The organism is Pseudomonadota bacterium (assembly GCA_018823285.1).
Taxonomy (GTDB): Bacteria; Desulfobacterota; Desulfobulbia; order Desulfobulbales; family JAGXFP01; genus JAHJIQ01.
Genome location: JAHJIQ010000013.1, coordinates 16,992 through 32,665, shown reverse-complemented (window position 1 = coordinate 32,665; position 15,674 = coordinate 16,992). Strand labels below are relative to the sequence as shown.

Annotated in this window: 13 protein-coding genes; 11 read left to right on the top strand and 2 right to left on the bottom strand. The window is 57.0% G+C overall.

Annotated elements, in window-relative coordinates; genetic code table 11:
* Positions 1-102: 102 nt before the first annotated feature.
* Complete coding sequence (sfsA, locus tag KKG35_03620; GenBank protein ID MBU1737203.1) at positions 103-804, bottom strand: DNA/RNA nuclease SfsA; 702 nt, start codon at positions 802-804, stop codon at positions 103-105.
* Positions 805-977: 173 nt separating this feature from the next.
* On the opposite strand from sfsA, the gene KKG35_03615 reads away from it, so the two are divergent.
* From KKG35_03615 to KKG35_03605, 3 genes are all read left to right on the top strand, one after another.
* Positions 978-1,253: an EscU/YscU/HrcU family type III secretion system export apparatus switch protein gene (locus KKG35_03615; GenBank protein MBU1737202.1), complete on the top strand. Its 276-nt coding sequence runs from the start codon at positions 978-980 to the stop codon at positions 1,251-1,253.
* Positions 1,254-1,286: 33 nt separating this feature from the next.
* Positions 1,287-5,162 (top strand): hypothetical protein, encoded by a 3,876-nt coding sequence (locus KKG35_03610; protein ID MBU1737201.1) that lies wholly within the window; start codon positions 1,287-1,289, stop codon positions 5,160-5,162.
* Positions 5,163-5,288: 126 nt separating this feature from the next.
* Positions 5,289-6,635 carry a LysM peptidoglycan-binding domain-containing protein gene (locus KKG35_03605; protein ID MBU1737200.1) on the top strand — a complete coding sequence of 449 codons (1,347 nt, stop codon included), beginning with the start codon at positions 5,289-5,291 and terminating at the stop codon, positions 6,633-6,635.
* Between the two features lie 292 nt (positions 6,636-6,927).
* Here the strand turns inward: KKG35_03605 and KKG35_03600 are convergent, their stop codons facing one another.
* Entirely contained in the window at positions 6,928-7,263 is a 336-nt protein-coding gene (locus tag KKG35_03600; GenBank protein ID MBU1737199.1) for a hypothetical protein, read from the bottom strand.
* 398 nt (positions 7,264-7,661) lie between these two features.
* Here KKG35_03600 and flgF point away from each other — a divergent pair, with 398 nt between their 5' ends.
* From flgF to KKG35_03560, 8 genes are all read left to right on the top strand, one after another.
* On the top strand, positions 7,662-8,390 hold the full coding sequence (flgF, locus tag KKG35_03595) for a flagellar basal-body rod protein FlgF (GenBank protein ID MBU1737198.1): 729 nt from the start codon (positions 7,662-7,664) through the stop codon (positions 8,388-8,390).
* Positions 8,391-8,450: 60 nt separating this feature from the next.
* Complete coding sequence (gene flgG, locus KKG35_03590; GenBank protein MBU1737197.1) at positions 8,451-9,233, top strand: flagellar basal-body rod protein FlgG; 783 nt, start codon at positions 8,451-8,453, stop codon at positions 9,231-9,233.
* Positions 9,234-9,238: 5 nt separating this feature from the next.
* Positions 9,239-9,958 carry a flagellar basal body P-ring formation chaperone FlgA gene (gene flgA / locus KKG35_03585; protein MBU1737196.1) on the top strand — a complete coding sequence of 240 codons (720 nt, stop codon included), beginning with the start codon at positions 9,239-9,241 and terminating at the stop codon, positions 9,956-9,958.
* Positions 9,959-9,986: 28 nt separating this feature from the next.
* A complete protein-coding gene (locus tag KKG35_03580; protein MBU1737195.1) occupies positions 9,987-10,703 on the top strand; it encodes a flagellar basal body L-ring protein FlgH in 717 nt (238 codons plus the stop codon).
* A 461-nt stretch (positions 10,704-11,164) separates the two neighbouring features.
* Complete coding sequence (locus KKG35_03575) at positions 11,165-12,211, top strand: flagellar basal body P-ring protein FlgI (GenBank protein MBU1737194.1); 1,047 nt, start codon at positions 11,165-11,167, stop codon at positions 12,209-12,211.
* Positions 12,212-12,225: 14 nt separating this feature from the next.
* Positions 12,226-12,588, top strand: coding sequence for a rod-binding protein (locus tag KKG35_03570; protein ID MBU1737193.1), 363 nt, complete (start codon positions 12,226-12,228; stop codon positions 12,586-12,588).
* Positions 12,589-12,621: 33 nt separating this feature from the next.
* Positions 12,622-13,137 (top strand): flagellar protein FlgN, encoded by a 516-nt coding sequence (locus KKG35_03565; GenBank protein ID MBU1737192.1) that lies wholly within the window; start codon positions 12,622-12,624, stop codon positions 13,135-13,137.
* Positions 13,138-14,137: 1,000 nt separating this feature from the next.
* Positions 14,138-15,670 carry a hypothetical protein gene (locus tag KKG35_03560; GenBank protein MBU1737191.1) on the top strand — a complete coding sequence of 511 codons (1,533 nt, stop codon included), beginning with the start codon at positions 14,138-14,140 and terminating at the stop codon, positions 15,668-15,670.
* Positions 15,671-15,674: the final 4 nt, after the last annotated feature.

The following is a 15,674-nucleotide window of genomic DNA, read 5'->3' as shown; positions in this document are numbered from 1 at the left end:
GTAAAACATTACAATCAAATATGTCTTAAAGAATATAATAAAATACTTAAACAGTGCAAGGGATAATTTCCAGGCGGGATTTTTTTGTTCTCGAAATCGGGATTACCGGCGAGGGAGTTCCACCGGCAATTGGCTGTGGACAATGATCGACAGGGGTCTCACCGCTGCCCGGCAGGCCAGGATCAGCACGCCGTGGTCGGAAGCCTCGGCGAGGGTGGAGGTATAGAGAGGGTCAATATCGGCGGCCGGGGTGAAGCGGTCCGCATCTTCACGCTGTACACAGAAGATCAGAACAGCCCGGTGACCGTAGTTCCTGAGTCGCATCAGTTCCTGCAGGTGCTTTGTGCCGCGGGCGGTCACCGCGTCGGGAAACATGGCGGCGCCGGCCCGGACCAGGGTGCAGTTTTTGACCTCCAGATAGGTCTGGTGTTCCATGTGGGTCAGCAGGAAATCAAGCCTGCTGTCTCCTGTTTTTACTTCGGCCCTGATTGAGCTGAAAGGTTCAAGCTCTGGAAAAACGTGATTTTCAATACCCTCCCGGACCAGGTGGTTGGTCAGTGAAGTGTTGATCCCCGCCCATACTGATCCGGTTTTCACCATTTCCAGAGTATGGGGGTATTTGCGGTTCGGGTTCCCGGATTTCGAGATCATCACCTCGGAACCCGATTCAGAACAGCCCAGCATGCTGCCGGAATTGGGGCAGTGAACGGTAAGCACCCGGCCGTCCGGCAATTCGACATCGGCCAGAAATCTCTTGTAGCGTTTGATCAGCCTGGCCGGTTGCAGGGGGGATGGGAAGTTCATGTCGAGAGATTTCCGATATGGTAATGTATTAAGGTGTCGATCCCGGTTGGCAATGTCCGGGATCGCGGTAAAGGTTTGTCCCGCAGCAGAGAACAAGCAAAAAGAGACTTCGGGCTTCGGGGTATTTCCCTCTCAGGGAATAATAAAATAACCGATACGGTTGGTGGTTGTCGATGGCACGGGATTTAAAAGAGGGAAAAAAGAAGGCGGTTGCCCTGCGCTATGATCCTGCCCGGGACCCGGCCCCGGTAGTGGTCGGCAAGGGTCTGAACCTGCTGGCCGAAAAAATCATTGCTCTCGCTGAAGAACACAACATCCCGATCCATGAAGATTCCGATCTGGTCGAAGTTCTCTCCCGTCTCGACCTGATGGCCGAGATCCCGCCGTCTGCGTATGTCCTGGTCGCGGAAGTCCTCGCCTTTATCTATCGTACCAACGAAAAGTACTGAAAGCGGGGTCTCTCTTTTCCGGTATATTTTCTTATGCATCTTCGCTTGAACTCCATACGTGACTGGTTGCGGGCCAGAGTGTCCGACTCGGTCATGGGCATCGCCCTGAGTGCTGTACTTCATCTCGTGGTGATTACATTCCCCGGTTCGATCCCGCTGGTCAACCTGCCGGAGACCCAGGACTCCAAACAGAAAAAGGGAACCGGCCTCTCCCGGGATGAATGGAATGGTTCCGGGCCGGAGGGGATGTCCGTGCTTACCTCCGGGGGCGCTGTTGCAGGCGCCGAGCGACCCCTTTTCTGGGGAAACCCGGTCTTTACGAAAGACGAGCTTGGTCCGGGAATCGTTATTGAAAAGGGGAGGGTGATCAAGACCCACACCAAACGACCGCCAAACCTCCGGCCTCCGGAATTTACGCCTTATATTCCACCGGTCATCGAAGAGCTGACCATTGACCCCGATCATGATGTCCTCAAACGGGTGGTGGCGGCTGACTACGATAAGAATGAGCTGGAGCGCGAGAAGGGGCTTTTTCGGCAGGCTCTTGCCGAAGATCTGCAGGACTGCCGGCTGGACCGGATCCCTCTGGAAGAAGCGCTGCTTAAGCTGCGTTATTTCCGTCTGCAGGATGAACTTCTGCAAAAGGGGAAGAAACCGGATTTCAGTTATACCGAGGTCCGTGATCGATTTCGTGACAAAATCGCGGCGATCAGGCGGGAAGTGAACGAAGTGTCTCCTGAAGACCGGGGCACCGCACTCCTCATCGCCTGGCGCAAGGATAAAATATACGAGGAAAGGCGCGGCCACTCCCTGTTCAATTCAATCTGGTACGACATCTACAACTGCCGGTCGGGAAGCGAAGAGCTGCTGATGTATTTCAGCCGCTATCATCCCGAGCTCGAACTGGGGACGGTGCGCGGCAGTGTGCGGAAATACGACGGCACCCTGATGGGGCATATGGACCCTGCAGTGAAAATAAACGGTCGGTGGCTGGTCTTTAAAACGGTGTCACTGGATACGGTCCTGGTGGAGGAGTACACTATCGGCGAGCTGTATCCCCTGGAAAAGATCCTTCTCGACTATCTGCCGGACCTGGAAGATGACTTCTGCCGCTTCAATTCGCCATTAGCCAGGAACGGTGAACCGCTGGCAGGTGATTTTGATCTCTACACAAAAAGCGATCATCCCCTGGTGGTGAAAGAGAAGGTGTCGACGATCATTCTGCGGCGCGAGAACGCGCCCTATTCAGGTCCTTACCGGATGATGGGCCGGGAAGATCATCTGCTGCATGAGATGCTGGTCCGTTACCAGCCCCTGAACAGTGAACGGGAGCTGCTCAATGAGAGCGATCCATACGGTGATCTGCTCTTTCACCTGTTGCTGACCGCACCGGATGAACGGCAGTCTCTGCTGGATCTTTACCTGCGCAAACGAGTCACAACCTATCCAGCCAGGTTTAAAAGACCTCTGCGGATCGCACCTTACATCCCGGAATATGGGGATCTTCTTGCCACCATTGAGCAGCAGAAGGCGGGCGGTAAGCTTGAGCTCTCTCCCGGTAACCTGGTGGTGTTATCACATTTTGCAGGACATGGCGAGTATCTCAGGTTGAACAGGGAACGGATGGCCGAACTCACCCGGGTGGTGGTGCCACCGGCAAAGCTCCAGCTGACGGGAGAGATCAGGGAATTTCTGTTCTCTGCGCCAAAACAGGGGGTATCTGCCATCTTCGCGCCATTCGCAGAACCCCGTGACCTTGTTGCCGGGCTCCTTGATGATCTCTATGACCTGTCAATGCCGGTAGATGTCGAGCGGGAGCGGCGGGCAAACGATACTTCCGCAAGGGCGATAGCCATCGCCAAGGCAGAGCTGCTGGGCCATCCCCGAGAGGGTGATGATCTCCTTGAGCAGCGGATCTCTCTGCTTGAAGATGTGTTGTCATCCAAGGTGGTTGATTCTGCCGGGGGTGAGGCACGCTCGCGCCATGAAATTCCGGCGTCTCTCACCTTCGCCGAAACTCTCGCTCAGGGTGGCAGGCAGGGGCTTTCCCCGGGTTTTATCAAGGATATGGTGGAATTGCTGGGAGAAGGCGAGGCGGTTCACGCCTTTCTCAACTATCTGCAGCCCATGATTGCAACTGGTCCGCCGGAGAACAGGACGGTCTCGCCGGACCGGCAGCGGACCGCCGAGATGCTCGGTTATTTCGACAGATTCCTTTTGCTGGAAAAGAGCAGGCAGCAGATTGTCCAGGCGGCCCGGCAGCTGTATAAACGTCACCCGGATCCGGCAATCAGGGTAGGGGCTGCCCAGTTCCTGGTCCGAAAGGGAGTTCTTGATCCGGCCCGGGCAGGGGAGGACTATATCCTTTATCTTGCCCGAAAGCCATTCGATGTGCGGGAGCTCCGTTCCCTCCTGGAAACGGGATTGACTGTGCAGCTGGCCCGGGAACATCTCCGGAGTCGGATCAGGATGATCTCCCTCGAAGGGATGGAGGCCTGGCGCCCTGGCCGTGCGGGCAATGACCAGGTCGCACCGGCCCAGTTGCAGCTGGATGAACTGATGCGCGGCGCCAACATCCTTGGCGATGATATTGCAAGGAAAAGTATCGCCGGGAAACTTGTTGACCTGCTCATGGCGGTGTTTGAGGCAGATTCCGCAGCGGCCGGGAGAAATGTCCTCCATTATGCCAACGGACTCAATGCCTTGTCTGCACTTTCGCGAAGTGACGTCGAAGCGGATGAGATCACCTTTTCACGCTTTATTGAATTCGGGGCCGGTGATCCGGCCGGGTTTCTTTTTGCAAAGCCGATGAGAAACTGGCTGGGGGAAGACCGGTATCAACGCCTGATCGCGAAAGCCATCAAAGAGGAACAGTCGGGGTTTGCCTCTGCCCTGGTTGATCTTGTCCGCCTGCGGGACCAGCTGGAGTCATCCCGGATGATTGAGGAAGCTGCGGATCTCCAGGGGTGGCTTGAGGGCTATGGCGCCACCCTGCAGAACCTGTCCGGTCGGGTGGCGGCAATCACCTTTTTGAATGGGCTGACATTTCTGGAAGGGCAGGGTGAAGAGGCGCAACGTTTGCAGACCGCCATCCTTGCAGAACTGTTCAAACAGGTTGAGTTGCAAAAAGATTTTGCCATGATCTGGGGTGAGGAGATCGCCGCAGTTCGTGATGGGGCGTTGCTGAACGAGAACATGTTCCGCGCTCTTGAATTTGGCGGCTATTTCACGCAAAAGAGCGGTCAACCCGGCGGGCTCGACCTCAATCATGCGCCAACCATCCGGGTCGAGGGGGAATTTCTCTCGCCCTGCGGTCCCATGGCAAAGATTGTTGATGCTCGCAACGCGCCTCAGAATGCGCTTTTTACCAAAACGGGGATCTACTTCGACAGTATATTGGATGCGGAAAACAGTCCGGCAGCGGCCTCCCTTGCCCTCCGTCGTGAACGGGAGTTGCGCGAGCTTTTGACCAGCCGGCCGCTTGATGCCAAAACCCGCAAGGAGCTGGACGATACGGAAGCATTTTTTCAGGATCTGGATAAGAGCGGCTACTGCGATATCAGGCGGCTGTACGTCCTTGAGAAGCTTCTGAAGCGGGCCGTCCTGCCTGAAAGGGTCCCGGATTGGATCCTCGCTCTCGCCCGTGACAGTTTCAGCCATGAAATGGAGTATCTTCAACGGATCAGAAAGAGTGGTGGAATTGAGGTGATTTTTAAAGACTACCGGACACTGGCAAGAGGAAGTTTCAGACAGAGGTGGGGGGAGCACCCATTTTCCATCCGCAACCTTTATGGAACTCTGGTTCTGGTGAAAATGGGTCTCCTCCGGGTGACTCCTTCGGGAGAATTCGAGGTCATCCGGGAAAGAAAAGTATCCGGACCCTTCCGGAGTCCGGCAAATCCCCCTTGATCATTTTAAACCAAAAACTCTTTTGCCGGTCAGATAGCACCTTCCTGCTGGAAATCTCCCGGTTTTCTGTTACATTGCTTTATCTCTCCCCCTGTAAAAAATTAATTTGGGTGACCTGGAGCGACCATGGAGCTTGAGGAGCAGGAAAAACAAAGCCTTCTGTGCAAGGTCGGCCCGCATCATTTCTGCGGCCCGGCAGGAATCGCCCTCGGCGCGGTCATGCCGGAAAACGTTCGCGAAACGGCCTCGGTTCTGCCCCGGTTGGACAGCGGCTTCCTGGCCGATGACAAGATCAGCATGGTCATCGATATGCGCAGGCAGCTCGGCCTCGATCCATTTCCGGACCATGGCGGGCTTTACCTCGTCCTCCGCCTGGGATCCGATGTCGTCTGCTTCAGGGTTGATGAGGTGGCCGATCCCGTTTCCGCTTCGCAGCTGGAACAAAGACATATTCATCTTTCCAGGTTTTATGAGTATTTCAACCATTCGGCCCGGCTGGATGAGGAGAGAGCAAAGAGGGACATGGCGACGTTTCTCGGCGGTGATCCAGGCGAAAACGGCCGCTCTGCCCCTGAAGCGCAGAGCGGCGAGACCGGAACCTTCGAGGAACAGATCGAGAGTCTGGTTTCCGACGAAGCGCTGGCAGCTCTGCTCGAATCGATTCCCACGCCGCCGGATGTGACCGAACCGGTAGACATCGACGCCCCGCCCCTCCTTCCGGCAGAGCTGGCGATGCTGGAAGAACCTCCTCCGCGGCTGCTGCCGAGGGAGAGTCTCGCTGTTGAACCTGCCGTTGAATATCGAGTGCCGCCGCTTCCTTCCTCAGGGCATGAGGAGAGGCGGAGCCCGGTGCGTTTATCCGAACCGATCTCCCCGCCGGATGGGGAAGGAGAAAAACCGCCCCCCCGCCGGCAATACAAAAAGCCTGCGGCAATTCTTGCCATGCTGGCGCTGGTTGTCTTTCTGGCTGTCTGGCTGGAAGACTTTGGCTCTATGAATCAACCAATCGGGACAAAGACCCGGGGAGCGGAAAAACCGGCCCCGGTCGAACCGCCGCCACCCGCTCCCGTGAAACCGGCAGAGAAGGTCGCGGCGGAGCAGGAAAAACCCGCAGTGACGGCGCAGGAAATGCCCCCAGCGCCGGAACCGACGAAACCGGAAGGGACCTCAGAGTTGCTCAGGGTCAAGACGGAAAACTTCACCCTGACCGTGGAACGGCCTCCCGCCTCCGAACGGCAGGACGACCTGCCGCCGGGCACCCCCGCCACGATCGTCACAAACCCCGAGACCGGTAATATCGAAGTCACCCATATCGTTGCCAAAGGCGACACCTTATGGGCCATCGCCGGAAAATACCTGGGAGACCCGTTCAAGTACGTCGAGCTCGCCAGGTTGAGCAGGATCAAGGACCCCGACTGGATCTATCCCGGCGATGTCATCCGGATCACCAAAAAATCCACGGGCCGGGATTGAACAGGCAAAGCGATAAGTTTCCCCCCCCCTTGAGTGGTTAATCCCCCCGCAGTGAAAAGCCTCTCCCTGTTCGCTACCTGCTGCGGAGAGCTTCAAATCACAAAGGGTTTTCCGGCATGCGGCGAAAATCAATTTGCGCATAAAATATGACAGGATGATGAGCGCTCATTTGCGCATGTTAAGAATGAAGATTTGTCTCCTCTCTGCCTTCTCTTAGTGCCGCCTCCCCTTTGTCCACTTTAGGCAGTAGTGGGGGATGAACTGCCTAAAGTGGGGGGTTGCTTGTTTTTGATTATTCGAATTCAACCAGATGCAGATAGCAAAGTTGGTCAGCGCCTTGATCATAGACTACCCGGGAAAGGTTGTGACCGGTGTTTTTGGCCGCAAGAATTGTGTTCTGGGCGGCTTTGCCGAAATCGTTAGCCGGATTGAAGTAAACTACATCGTACATACAGGGAAGGGCAAAATCGCCGACGACTCTGAAGTAACCGAGGGTGCCCGGACCGTTAAAACTTCCCTGTGCCCCGACCGATGCAACCGCTTTGTTGAATTCCTCCTGCTGTTGGGCCTGTGCAAGACCTGAGCACAACAGGAGAGCTGCTACCATAATTAAACTTAATTTTTTCATCTCTTTTCTCCTCTTAATGATAATTTGATAAAAATGAATAAAAAAAATGTAGTGTTAGGCATATAACTGCATTTGTTTGCCATAGTCAATATGTCTGATGCTAATTATGTCCCGTTGTACTTATCTGGTTCTGGTTTAATTTCCCGCAACTTGCTGCGCTTATGTATAACGAAATGCCTATTTGAATACCCCATTGCGCCAAGTTGCTCACCGATTATGGGGGATCGCCGCTAGGAAAAAACTGCCTTCTCTTATTCGTTTCCCGTCTGCTCCCGCTCTGCTCCTGATACGGCAATACGTTGCCTCCCTTTGCGCCGCATGCGTTTGCCGCTTTTGCCGTTATTCCGGCACACATGTTGCAGATTTCAGGGGCAAACAATTTTTCGCGAGGTGGAGCGGTGTTCATAAAAAACAAACTTGCCCTGATTGAAAGCCTGGAAACGATGGTTGCCCAGGAGCAGCGGATGAACCAGATCAGCAACAACCTGGCCAACGTTGATTCTGCCGGATACAAGCGGGAAAGCAACACCTTTCATGAGGTGCTGATCAAGCACATGGACCGGCCGCCAAGGGTCGGCAAGGGGGTAAAGGTAATTACCGACCACAGCCAGGGGACCCTTGAGCCCACGGCAAACCCGCTCGATGTGGCGATCTCCGGGGAGGGGTTTTTCAGGGTCCAGACCCCCGACGGGGTCAGGTATACCAGGGCGGGGAATTTCCAATTGAACAGGGAGGGGCAGCTGGCCACTTCAAACGGCCACCTTGTGCTGGGGGAGAGCGGCACCATCGTGATCGAGGGGGAGCGGGTCACGGTCACCAGCACCGGCGCGGTCATTGTTGATGACGCCGAGGTGGCGCGGTTGCAGGTTGTCAGATTTGCTGACCCGGCCCTGCTTGAAAAAGAGGGGTTGAACCTGTTCCGGCCGGTCGGTGACGAAGGCGGGGAAGAGGCGGCAACGGATTTCACCGTGCAGCAGGGGTATCTGGAAGGGGCGAATGTCAACACCATCGTCGAGATGACCGCGATGATGGACCTCTACCGGGATTACGAGTCCCAGCAGAGAGTGATCAGGGTGGTCGATGAAATGAACAGCGACACGGTGAGCCGGGTCGGCAGGCTCGCCTAAAGTTTCAGGGAATCAAGGTCTCCGGCTTGCAGCCGGGAAACAAATAAAAGGAGCAGGTTTATGATCCGCGCATTGTATTCAGCCCGCACGGGCATGATCGGCCAGCAGCTGCAGCTGGACACCATTTCCAACAACCTGGCAAATGTCAACACCTCCGGGTTCAAGAAGAGCCGGACCCAGTTCGAGGACCTGTATTACCAGGAAATCAGGGCGGTGGGCGCAACCACCGGTGACGGCGGCCAGGTGCCGAGCGGTATCCAGGTCGGTATGGGTGTGCGGCCGACCTCGGTCCAGAAGATTTTTACCCAGGGCGATTACACCGAAACCGGCAATGAGCTCGACTGGGCCATTGAGGGCAAGGGTTTTTTCCAGATCGTCAGGGACGGAGAGGAATTCTACAGCCGGGCGGGAAGTTTCACCCGTGACGCGGACGGCTTTATCGTGAACCAGAACGGTGATCGGTTGCAGCCGGAGTTCGCCATCCCGGCCGGGACCACGGTGATCACCATCGACAAGACCGGTCTGCTGACCGCCAAGGACAACAACCAGCAGATCCTCGCCTCGGTCCAGGTGACTCTGCATGATTTCGTCAATCCCGGCGGCTTGCGGGCGGTGGGTGGCAATCTTTTCAAAGTCACCGACGCCTCGGGCGATCCCACCGAGGCGAATCCGGGTTCCGACGGCCTCGGGACCATCGCCCAGAGATTTATCGAAACCTCGAATGTCGATGTGACCGAGGAGATGATCAACCTGATTGTGACCCAACGCGCCTTCGAGGTGAATTCCAAAGCGGTGACCACAGCCGACCGGCTGCTCGAGATCGGCAACAGTCTGGTGAGATAGGAATCATGGTGATGAGGATCCTCTCCACTCTGCTCGCGATTTTCCTGCTGGCGCCGGGGGTAGCGGCAGGATCCGCCGCCGGGGAGCTGCTTGACGAAGAGGCGCTGCTCCGTATCTTCGAGAAATATGTGACCGCGCTCACCCCCTGGCCGAAGGCGGATCTTGAGATCAGGAAGTTCCGGATCGTCTCCGGGAAGATCAATCCGGTGGAAGGCGAGATCGAGTACCGGATGGTCGGCAATGTCCCCGATAAACACCCTGGCTACAAGAACCTTGAGCTGGCGATCTCGGCGGCAGGCAAAGAGCTGGGCAGGGTGAAACTCTCCGGGGAGCTGCACCGGTTCGGGACCGTTGCCTGCACGGTCAACAAGGTCGACCGGGGAGACGTGCTGCGGAGAGAAGATATCAGAATGATCAGGAGTGATCTGACCTGGCAGTCGGCGGGGGTGATTTTCAATCCTGAGAATGCGGTGGGGAAGAGATTACGCAACAGCCTGCGGGCCGGGTCGGTGCTGCTGGCAGACCATCTTGCCGAGCAGCCGCTCGTCAGTCGCGGGGACACGGTAACGATCATGGCCGGCAGGGCGTCTCTGATGGTAACCGCTCCGGGTCGGGTCCGGGAGGACGGAACGGAAGGGGAGCTGGTCAGGGTCAAGAACATGATGAGCAGAAAGGTTCTCCTGGCCAGAGTCAGGGATGACAGGACCGTGGTGGTTGATTATTGAAGACAATGACGGGAGGAGAGGTGTGGGCATGAAGAAAAGAATACTGCTGGCGGGTGGGGTTGTCTTTCTGCTGTTGAACGGCTGCGTCGCCGTAAGTGGTGAGAATTCTAAGTCGGCGCCCCGTACGGAACTGCCGCCAACCTACATCATGCCCGGTGCGGAAAAACCATTGCCGGTGGTTCGGGAAGGAGCCATCTTTCGGACCGGGACCGGCATGGATCTGTACAGTGACAGCCGGGCGAGAAGGATCGGGGACCTGGTGATGGTGAAAATTGTCGAAACCTCAAGCGGCTCAAAGAAGGCGACGACTACCACCGAGAGAAAGTCAACGGTCAGCGGCGGGGTAACGAGCCTCTTCGGGATCGAGAAATGGCTGGGTGAGCGGAACAGCCGTTTCACGCCATCAGCCACTTCCCTGCAGGCGGGGCTCACCAATGATTTCGAAGGCACCGGCGAGACCAAGCGCAACAGCAACGTTACGGCAACCATTACCGCGAGGGTCATGGACATCACCGTTGATGACAATCTCCTGATCCGCGGTTTCAGGGAGATCCGGGTCAACAACGAAACCCAGCACATCATCCTCTCCGGCCTGATCCGCCCGGCCGACATTGCAGAAGACAACTCCATCCTTTCCTCCCATATCTCCGATGCCCGGATCGAATACAGCGGCTCGGGAATCATCAGCGAAAAGCAGCAGCCGGGCTGGCTCGCCCGCACCTTTGACGTGGTCTGGCCGTTCTGATCACCGGGCAGGGTTTTTGCTGATAGCGAGCTGCACTCTATTTCAGCCAGGGGCTCTTTCCCGGTAAGACAAGCCCAAAGTCACATCCTTCGACAGGCTCAGGATGAGCGGAAGGACTCATCTCCTGATCATCCTGGGATTATCAAAGCCGTGCATCCTGAGCCCATCGAAACCGTCATCCTGACAGTGAGCTTGTCGAACTGTCGAAGGATGGCCCACCTTCAATTCCCCTGCAAATCCCACACTAGGAAAAATATTCCCCACCACTCCGCCCCGGCAGAAAAGCGCCGAAAATTGGCGGTGCCGGAATGATTCGGTCTTCTGGTAAAGTGCTGAAATAACAGGAGAAATCATTTTTATTTGTTCGGGGGCATCTTGCCCGGGCGGTGGCATCCTAATTGCAAATTCAAGCTGACAGAGAAAAAACTGCTATCCATCAAGATTCTGACAGGGAACACAACATGAAGAATGGAAGTCGGGCCGGGGTATCTGTTTCGGGAAGAAGGGGGCTATTTCTGCTGGTCGTGCTGACGGCCTGGCTGGCGATGGGGGCAACCAGCCAGGGTGCCAGGATCAAGGACCTGGCGGTGGTCAAGGGGGTCAGGGACAACCAGCTGGTCGGTTACGGTCTGGTCGTCGGCCTGAAGGGGACCGGCGACAGCAACCGGGCCTCGTTTACCACCCAGGGGTTGGCCAACATGTTGGAGAACCTGGGGGTCCATGTGGCCAAGGACGATCTGCGGGTCAAGAACGTCGCCGGGGTGATGATTACCGCAAAGCTCCCGGCCTTCGCCAAACCGGGCCAGAAAATCGACGTCCTTCTTTCCTCCCTGGGTGACGCAAGGTCACTGCAGGGCGGTAATCTGGTGGCGACCCAGCTGAAGGGGCTGGATAACATGATTTATGCAATGGCCCAGGGGGCGGTGGTCATCGGCGGAACCGATGAACAGAAGCATGAAACCGTGGGCCGGATTCCCGGGGGGGCCACCGTCGAAAAGGATGTGCCGGTCAGCTGGGTGGGCAGGGAGACGATCACCCTGACCCTGAACAATCAGGATTTTACAACGGTGTCAAGAATGGTTCGCTCCGTTGATTCCCTGCTGGGCGGCCCGTATGCGGTGGCCAGAGACGGCGCCACTGTTGATGTGAAAGTTCCCGAGTTGTTTAAAAATAACGAGGTGAGCCTTCTTGCCGCCCTGGAAAACCTTGAAGTGGAACCCGATTCGATTGCCCGGGTGATCCTCGACGAGAGGACCGGCACGGTGGTTATGGGTGATAATATCAGGCTTGGCCGAATGGCCCTGTCCCACGGTAATCTCAGTATAAAAGTCGGCGGAGAAGAAGCTTCCGGGGAGCAGGGCAGTCTCCTGACCATCGAACACGGCACCTCGCTCGGAGAGGTGGTCAGGGCCCTGAACTCGATCGGGGTGACCCCGCGGGACATGGTCTCGATATTCCAGTCGATCAAGGCCTCCGGAGCACTGCAGGCCGAGCTTGAGATAATTTAACGGAAAGAATGGTCATGGGTGACAATAATTTTGTTTTAAGCCTCAAGAAAACGGGCGGTCCGACCGATACCGTAATAAGTAAAGGCAGGTCCGGAAATTCGGTTCAGGGAAGAGAAGGGAAGCTCTCCCGGGATGAGGAACTCCGCGGGGCCTGTAAGGATTTCGAGGCAATCCTCCTCAGACAATTGTTGTCAGCCATGAGAAAAAGTATTCCGAAAGGAGAGCTGTTCGGCGACAGTCATGCCAGGGAGATGTACCAGACCCTGCAGGACGAGGCGCTTGCCGATCAACTTTCCAGAGGCCGCGGCGCCGGGCTTGGCGAGGTGCTGTACCGACAGCTTTCGGGGCAGAACAGGCGGACGGTCGGCAACAGATGATGCATTCACTCTCTACTGAAGAGGAGTAGGACCATGGAAAAACTGCACGAAGCAAAGCCCGGAGTGGTGGCGGCCCTTTTCGCGAGCCTTGAAAAAGAGATCGCACTCTGCGAGGAACTGGTCACCGTTCTCGATATCGAAAAAGCCGCCTTGATCGCGATGAACATGCAGGAGCTGATCAGGCTCTCCGGTCTGAAGCAGAACCTTGCCGAACGGATCAGCCGCCAGGATGAATACCTGCGGGAGACCATCGTCCGGCTGGTTGAGGATTCCGACGGCCGGGTCTACAAGCTCTCCGCGCTCGAACCGGTGATCGCCGATGATGAAGCGGCGTCCCTCCGGCGTTACCGGGAAAAACTTTCCAGCCTGCGCTTCAAGATCGAGGACCGCAATCTGGTGAACCGCCGTTTTGCCGAAGAGACCATGAAGTATATCGGGGATGCGATTTCGATGATCACCGGGGCCATCGCCGAACACACGGCCTATCAGAGCCGGGGCAACCACAGTCCTTCCACCCCAAGGCCCGCCCTGATAAGCAGGGAGGTCTGAAATGGCCGGAATCACTCATTCGTTGAGTATCGCCAAGGAAGCGCTCCTGACCCACCAGGTGGCGGTCCAGATCGCCTCGCACAATATTGCCAACGTTGACACCCCCGGCTACAGCCGCCAGACGCTCGAAGTGGGCGCCAACAGTTCGGTGCCCACAGCCATCGGCAATCTCGGCAGCGGGGTCAAGGCGGACAGTATCCTCCGCCATTACGACCAGTTCATGACCCAGCGGATCTTCAACCAGAGTTCACTGCTCGGCAATCTCCAGGCCCAGAAGGATTCGATGCGGGTCATCGAAACGGTGCTCAATGAAACCCAGGGCACCGGGCTCAACAGCCTGATGAGCATGTTCTGGGACAGCTGGCAGGAAGTGTCGGACAATCCGGACATCCAGGCGACCAGGCAGTCACTGGTCCAGGTGGGGGAGGTGATCTCCTCCCAGCTCGATTACATGAACGAGGAGTTGACCAAGATCAAATACGATGTGGCCCTGGCCCTCGATACCGCCCTGAGCGATGTCAATTACCTGTCGGCCCAGGTGACCCAGCTGAACATCCAGATCACCAGCAGCGAGACCGGCAACAACAAGGCCAACGACCTCCGCGACCAGCGAGACGAGGTGATCAGGCAGCTCTCGGAACTTCTCGATATCTCCTATATCGAGAACAGCGCGGGCGCCTATACGGTCATGCTGCCGGACGGGCATCCGATCGTGGACAAGACCGAATACTGGAAACTCTCCTGGGAAGACAATTCCCTGAAATGGACCAATACCAATGCCAGCGGGATCACCTTTACCAGCACCATCGGTTCCGGGACCGAGGTCGGCGGCAAGATCGGCGGCTGGCTGGAGGTGCGCGGCGAACTGATCGAGAACGTTCCGACCAACTATCTCGGCCGGCTCGATGCCTTTGCCAATGCCCTGATCCGGGAAGTCAACCAGCAGTTTTCGCAAGGGGTCGGGACCGTAGCCTTTTCGGCCGATGTCCTCGGCAAATCGATGGCGAGCAACACCTCGGTCCTCACCACCACCGTTGACGCGACCACCGCCGCCCAGAACATCCAGGAAGACACCTTTATCATCAACAACCGCGAGGTCGGCAGGATTGATGGCGCCGCTGCGGTCAACGGCCTGGCCATGGGCAAGACCTACAATGCGGTCAACGCGATCAACGCGCCGGTCCTGGGAGTCACCGCCAAAATGACCACCCTGGTGGCCGGGGCTGCGGTGACCCCTCTGGGAGCGCCGCCCCTCAATGACGGGGAGGTGATCTCGTTTGAGATCAACGGCGTCGCCGTAAACTACACGGTGGATAACGACGGTGTCGGTACTGATGACAGCGACGCCCTGCCGGCGACGACCTTTGCCACCAACGTGGTCAATGCGATCAACGCCGCCATTTCCGCTTACAATGCATCGGTCGCCAACCCGACCGACGTGACCATCACCGCCGCGGTCGGCGACGGCACCAACGGTGGGGTGTTGAACTCCATCGTGCTCCGCAACACCAATGCCGGGGATGAATCGAATATCATCATCGCGAATCTCCTTTCCACCCCGGCCAGCGGGATCGAGGCCAACCTGGGGCTCACTGCCGGTACCTATAATGCCGATGCCACCCACAACACCGGCGAGATCACCCTTTTTTCCCATGAGCCCTACGAGGTCGAAGGGGGAATCGATGACCGCTTTCTTGATCAGCTGGGCATGGGCGGCGGCCTGCATGTCAACGATCCGGGCGGGGACGGCCGGTTTACCTGGAGTTTTACCGAGGGCGGGATCATCAATTCCCTGCAGGGGTACAAGTATGCCGATGAACTGCAGACCGACGGCGGGTCCATCGAGATCTGGCTTTACAACAAGAACGGGACGCTCGCCCTGCCGCAGCCGGTCTCGATTTCGATGGACCGGGTCGTCACCCTGCAGGATGTGGCCGAATCGATCAATGTTTCGATTACCAACGCCAGCGGCGGTGCATCCTGGCTCACCGCTTCGGTCTACCAGAACCAGTTGCGGCTGACCCCGGACGTGAATCATGATTTCGCTTTCGGTACCGATAATTCCAATATGCTGCAGGTGGCCGGGATCAACACCTTCTTTACCGGCTACAGCGCCGGCACCCTGGAAGTGAACGAAGACGTGGTCAACAATCTCGATCTGATCGCCGCGGCCCGGGTCAACGAGTTCGGCGAGATCTTCAAGGGCGACAACACCAATGCTCTGGAGATCACCAAGATCCAGCGGGCCCAGGACGTGACTTTCACCGGCGGGACCACCGGCAACCTGGACGGGTTCTACAATTCCCTGATCAGCGCGGTCGGCTCCAAGGGACGGACGGTCAACACCGAGTACGAGTTCAACGAAATGGTCAGCAATCAGCTGGCCGCGATGCGCGATGACGTGTCCGGGGTATCCCTCGATGAGGAGATGGCAAACCTGGTCAAGTTCCAGCATGCCTATTCGGCGGCGGCCAGGCTGATCACCATCTCCGACGAGATGCTGCTCGCGCTGATCAATACGGTGAACCGGTAGGAGG

Excerpts from the sequence above, each read along its gene's own strand:
- flgG (MBU1737197.1), top strand. The coding sequence starts at position 8,451 with ATGATCCGCGCATTGTATTCAGCCCGCACGGGCATGATCGGCCAGCAG.
- KKG35_03610 (MBU1737201.1), top strand. The coding sequence starts at position 1,287 with ATGCATCTTCGCTTGAACTCCATACGTGACTGGTTGCGGGCCAGAGTG.
- KKG35_03605 (MBU1737200.1), top strand. The coding sequence starts at position 5,289 with ATGGAGCTTGAGGAGCAGGAAAAACAAAGCCTTCTGTGCAAGGTCGGC.
- flgA (MBU1737196.1), top strand. The coding sequence starts at position 9,239 with ATGGTGATGAGGATCCTCTCCACTCTGCTCGCGATTTTCCTGCTGGCG.
- KKG35_03615 (MBU1737202.1), top strand. The coding sequence starts at position 978 with ATGGCACGGGATTTAAAAGAGGGAAAAAAGAAGGCGGTTGCCCTGCGC.
- KKG35_03570 (MBU1737193.1), top strand. The coding sequence starts at position 12,226 with ATGGGTGACAATAATTTTGTTTTAAGCCTCAAGAAAACGGGCGGTCCG.
- KKG35_03565 (MBU1737192.1), top strand. The coding sequence starts at position 12,622 with ATGGAAAAACTGCACGAAGCAAAGCCCGGAGTGGTGGCGGCCCTTTTC.
- sfsA (MBU1737203.1), bottom strand. The coding sequence starts at position 804 with ATGAACTTCCCATCCCCCCTGCAACCGGCCAGGCTGATCAAACGCTAC.
- KKG35_03575 (MBU1737194.1), top strand. The coding sequence starts at position 11,165 with ATGAAGAATGGAAGTCGGGCCGGGGTATCTGTTTCGGGAAGAAGGGGG.
- KKG35_03580 (MBU1737195.1), top strand. The coding sequence starts at position 9,987 with ATGAAGAAAAGAATACTGCTGGCGGGTGGGGTTGTCTTTCTGCTGTTG.
- KKG35_03560 (MBU1737191.1), top strand. The coding sequence starts at position 14,138 with ATGGCGAGCAACACCTCGGTCCTCACCACCACCGTTGACGCGACCACC.
- KKG35_03600 (MBU1737199.1), bottom strand. The coding sequence starts at position 7,263 with ATGAAAAAATTAAGTTTAATTATGGTAGCAGCTCTCCTGTTGTGCTCA.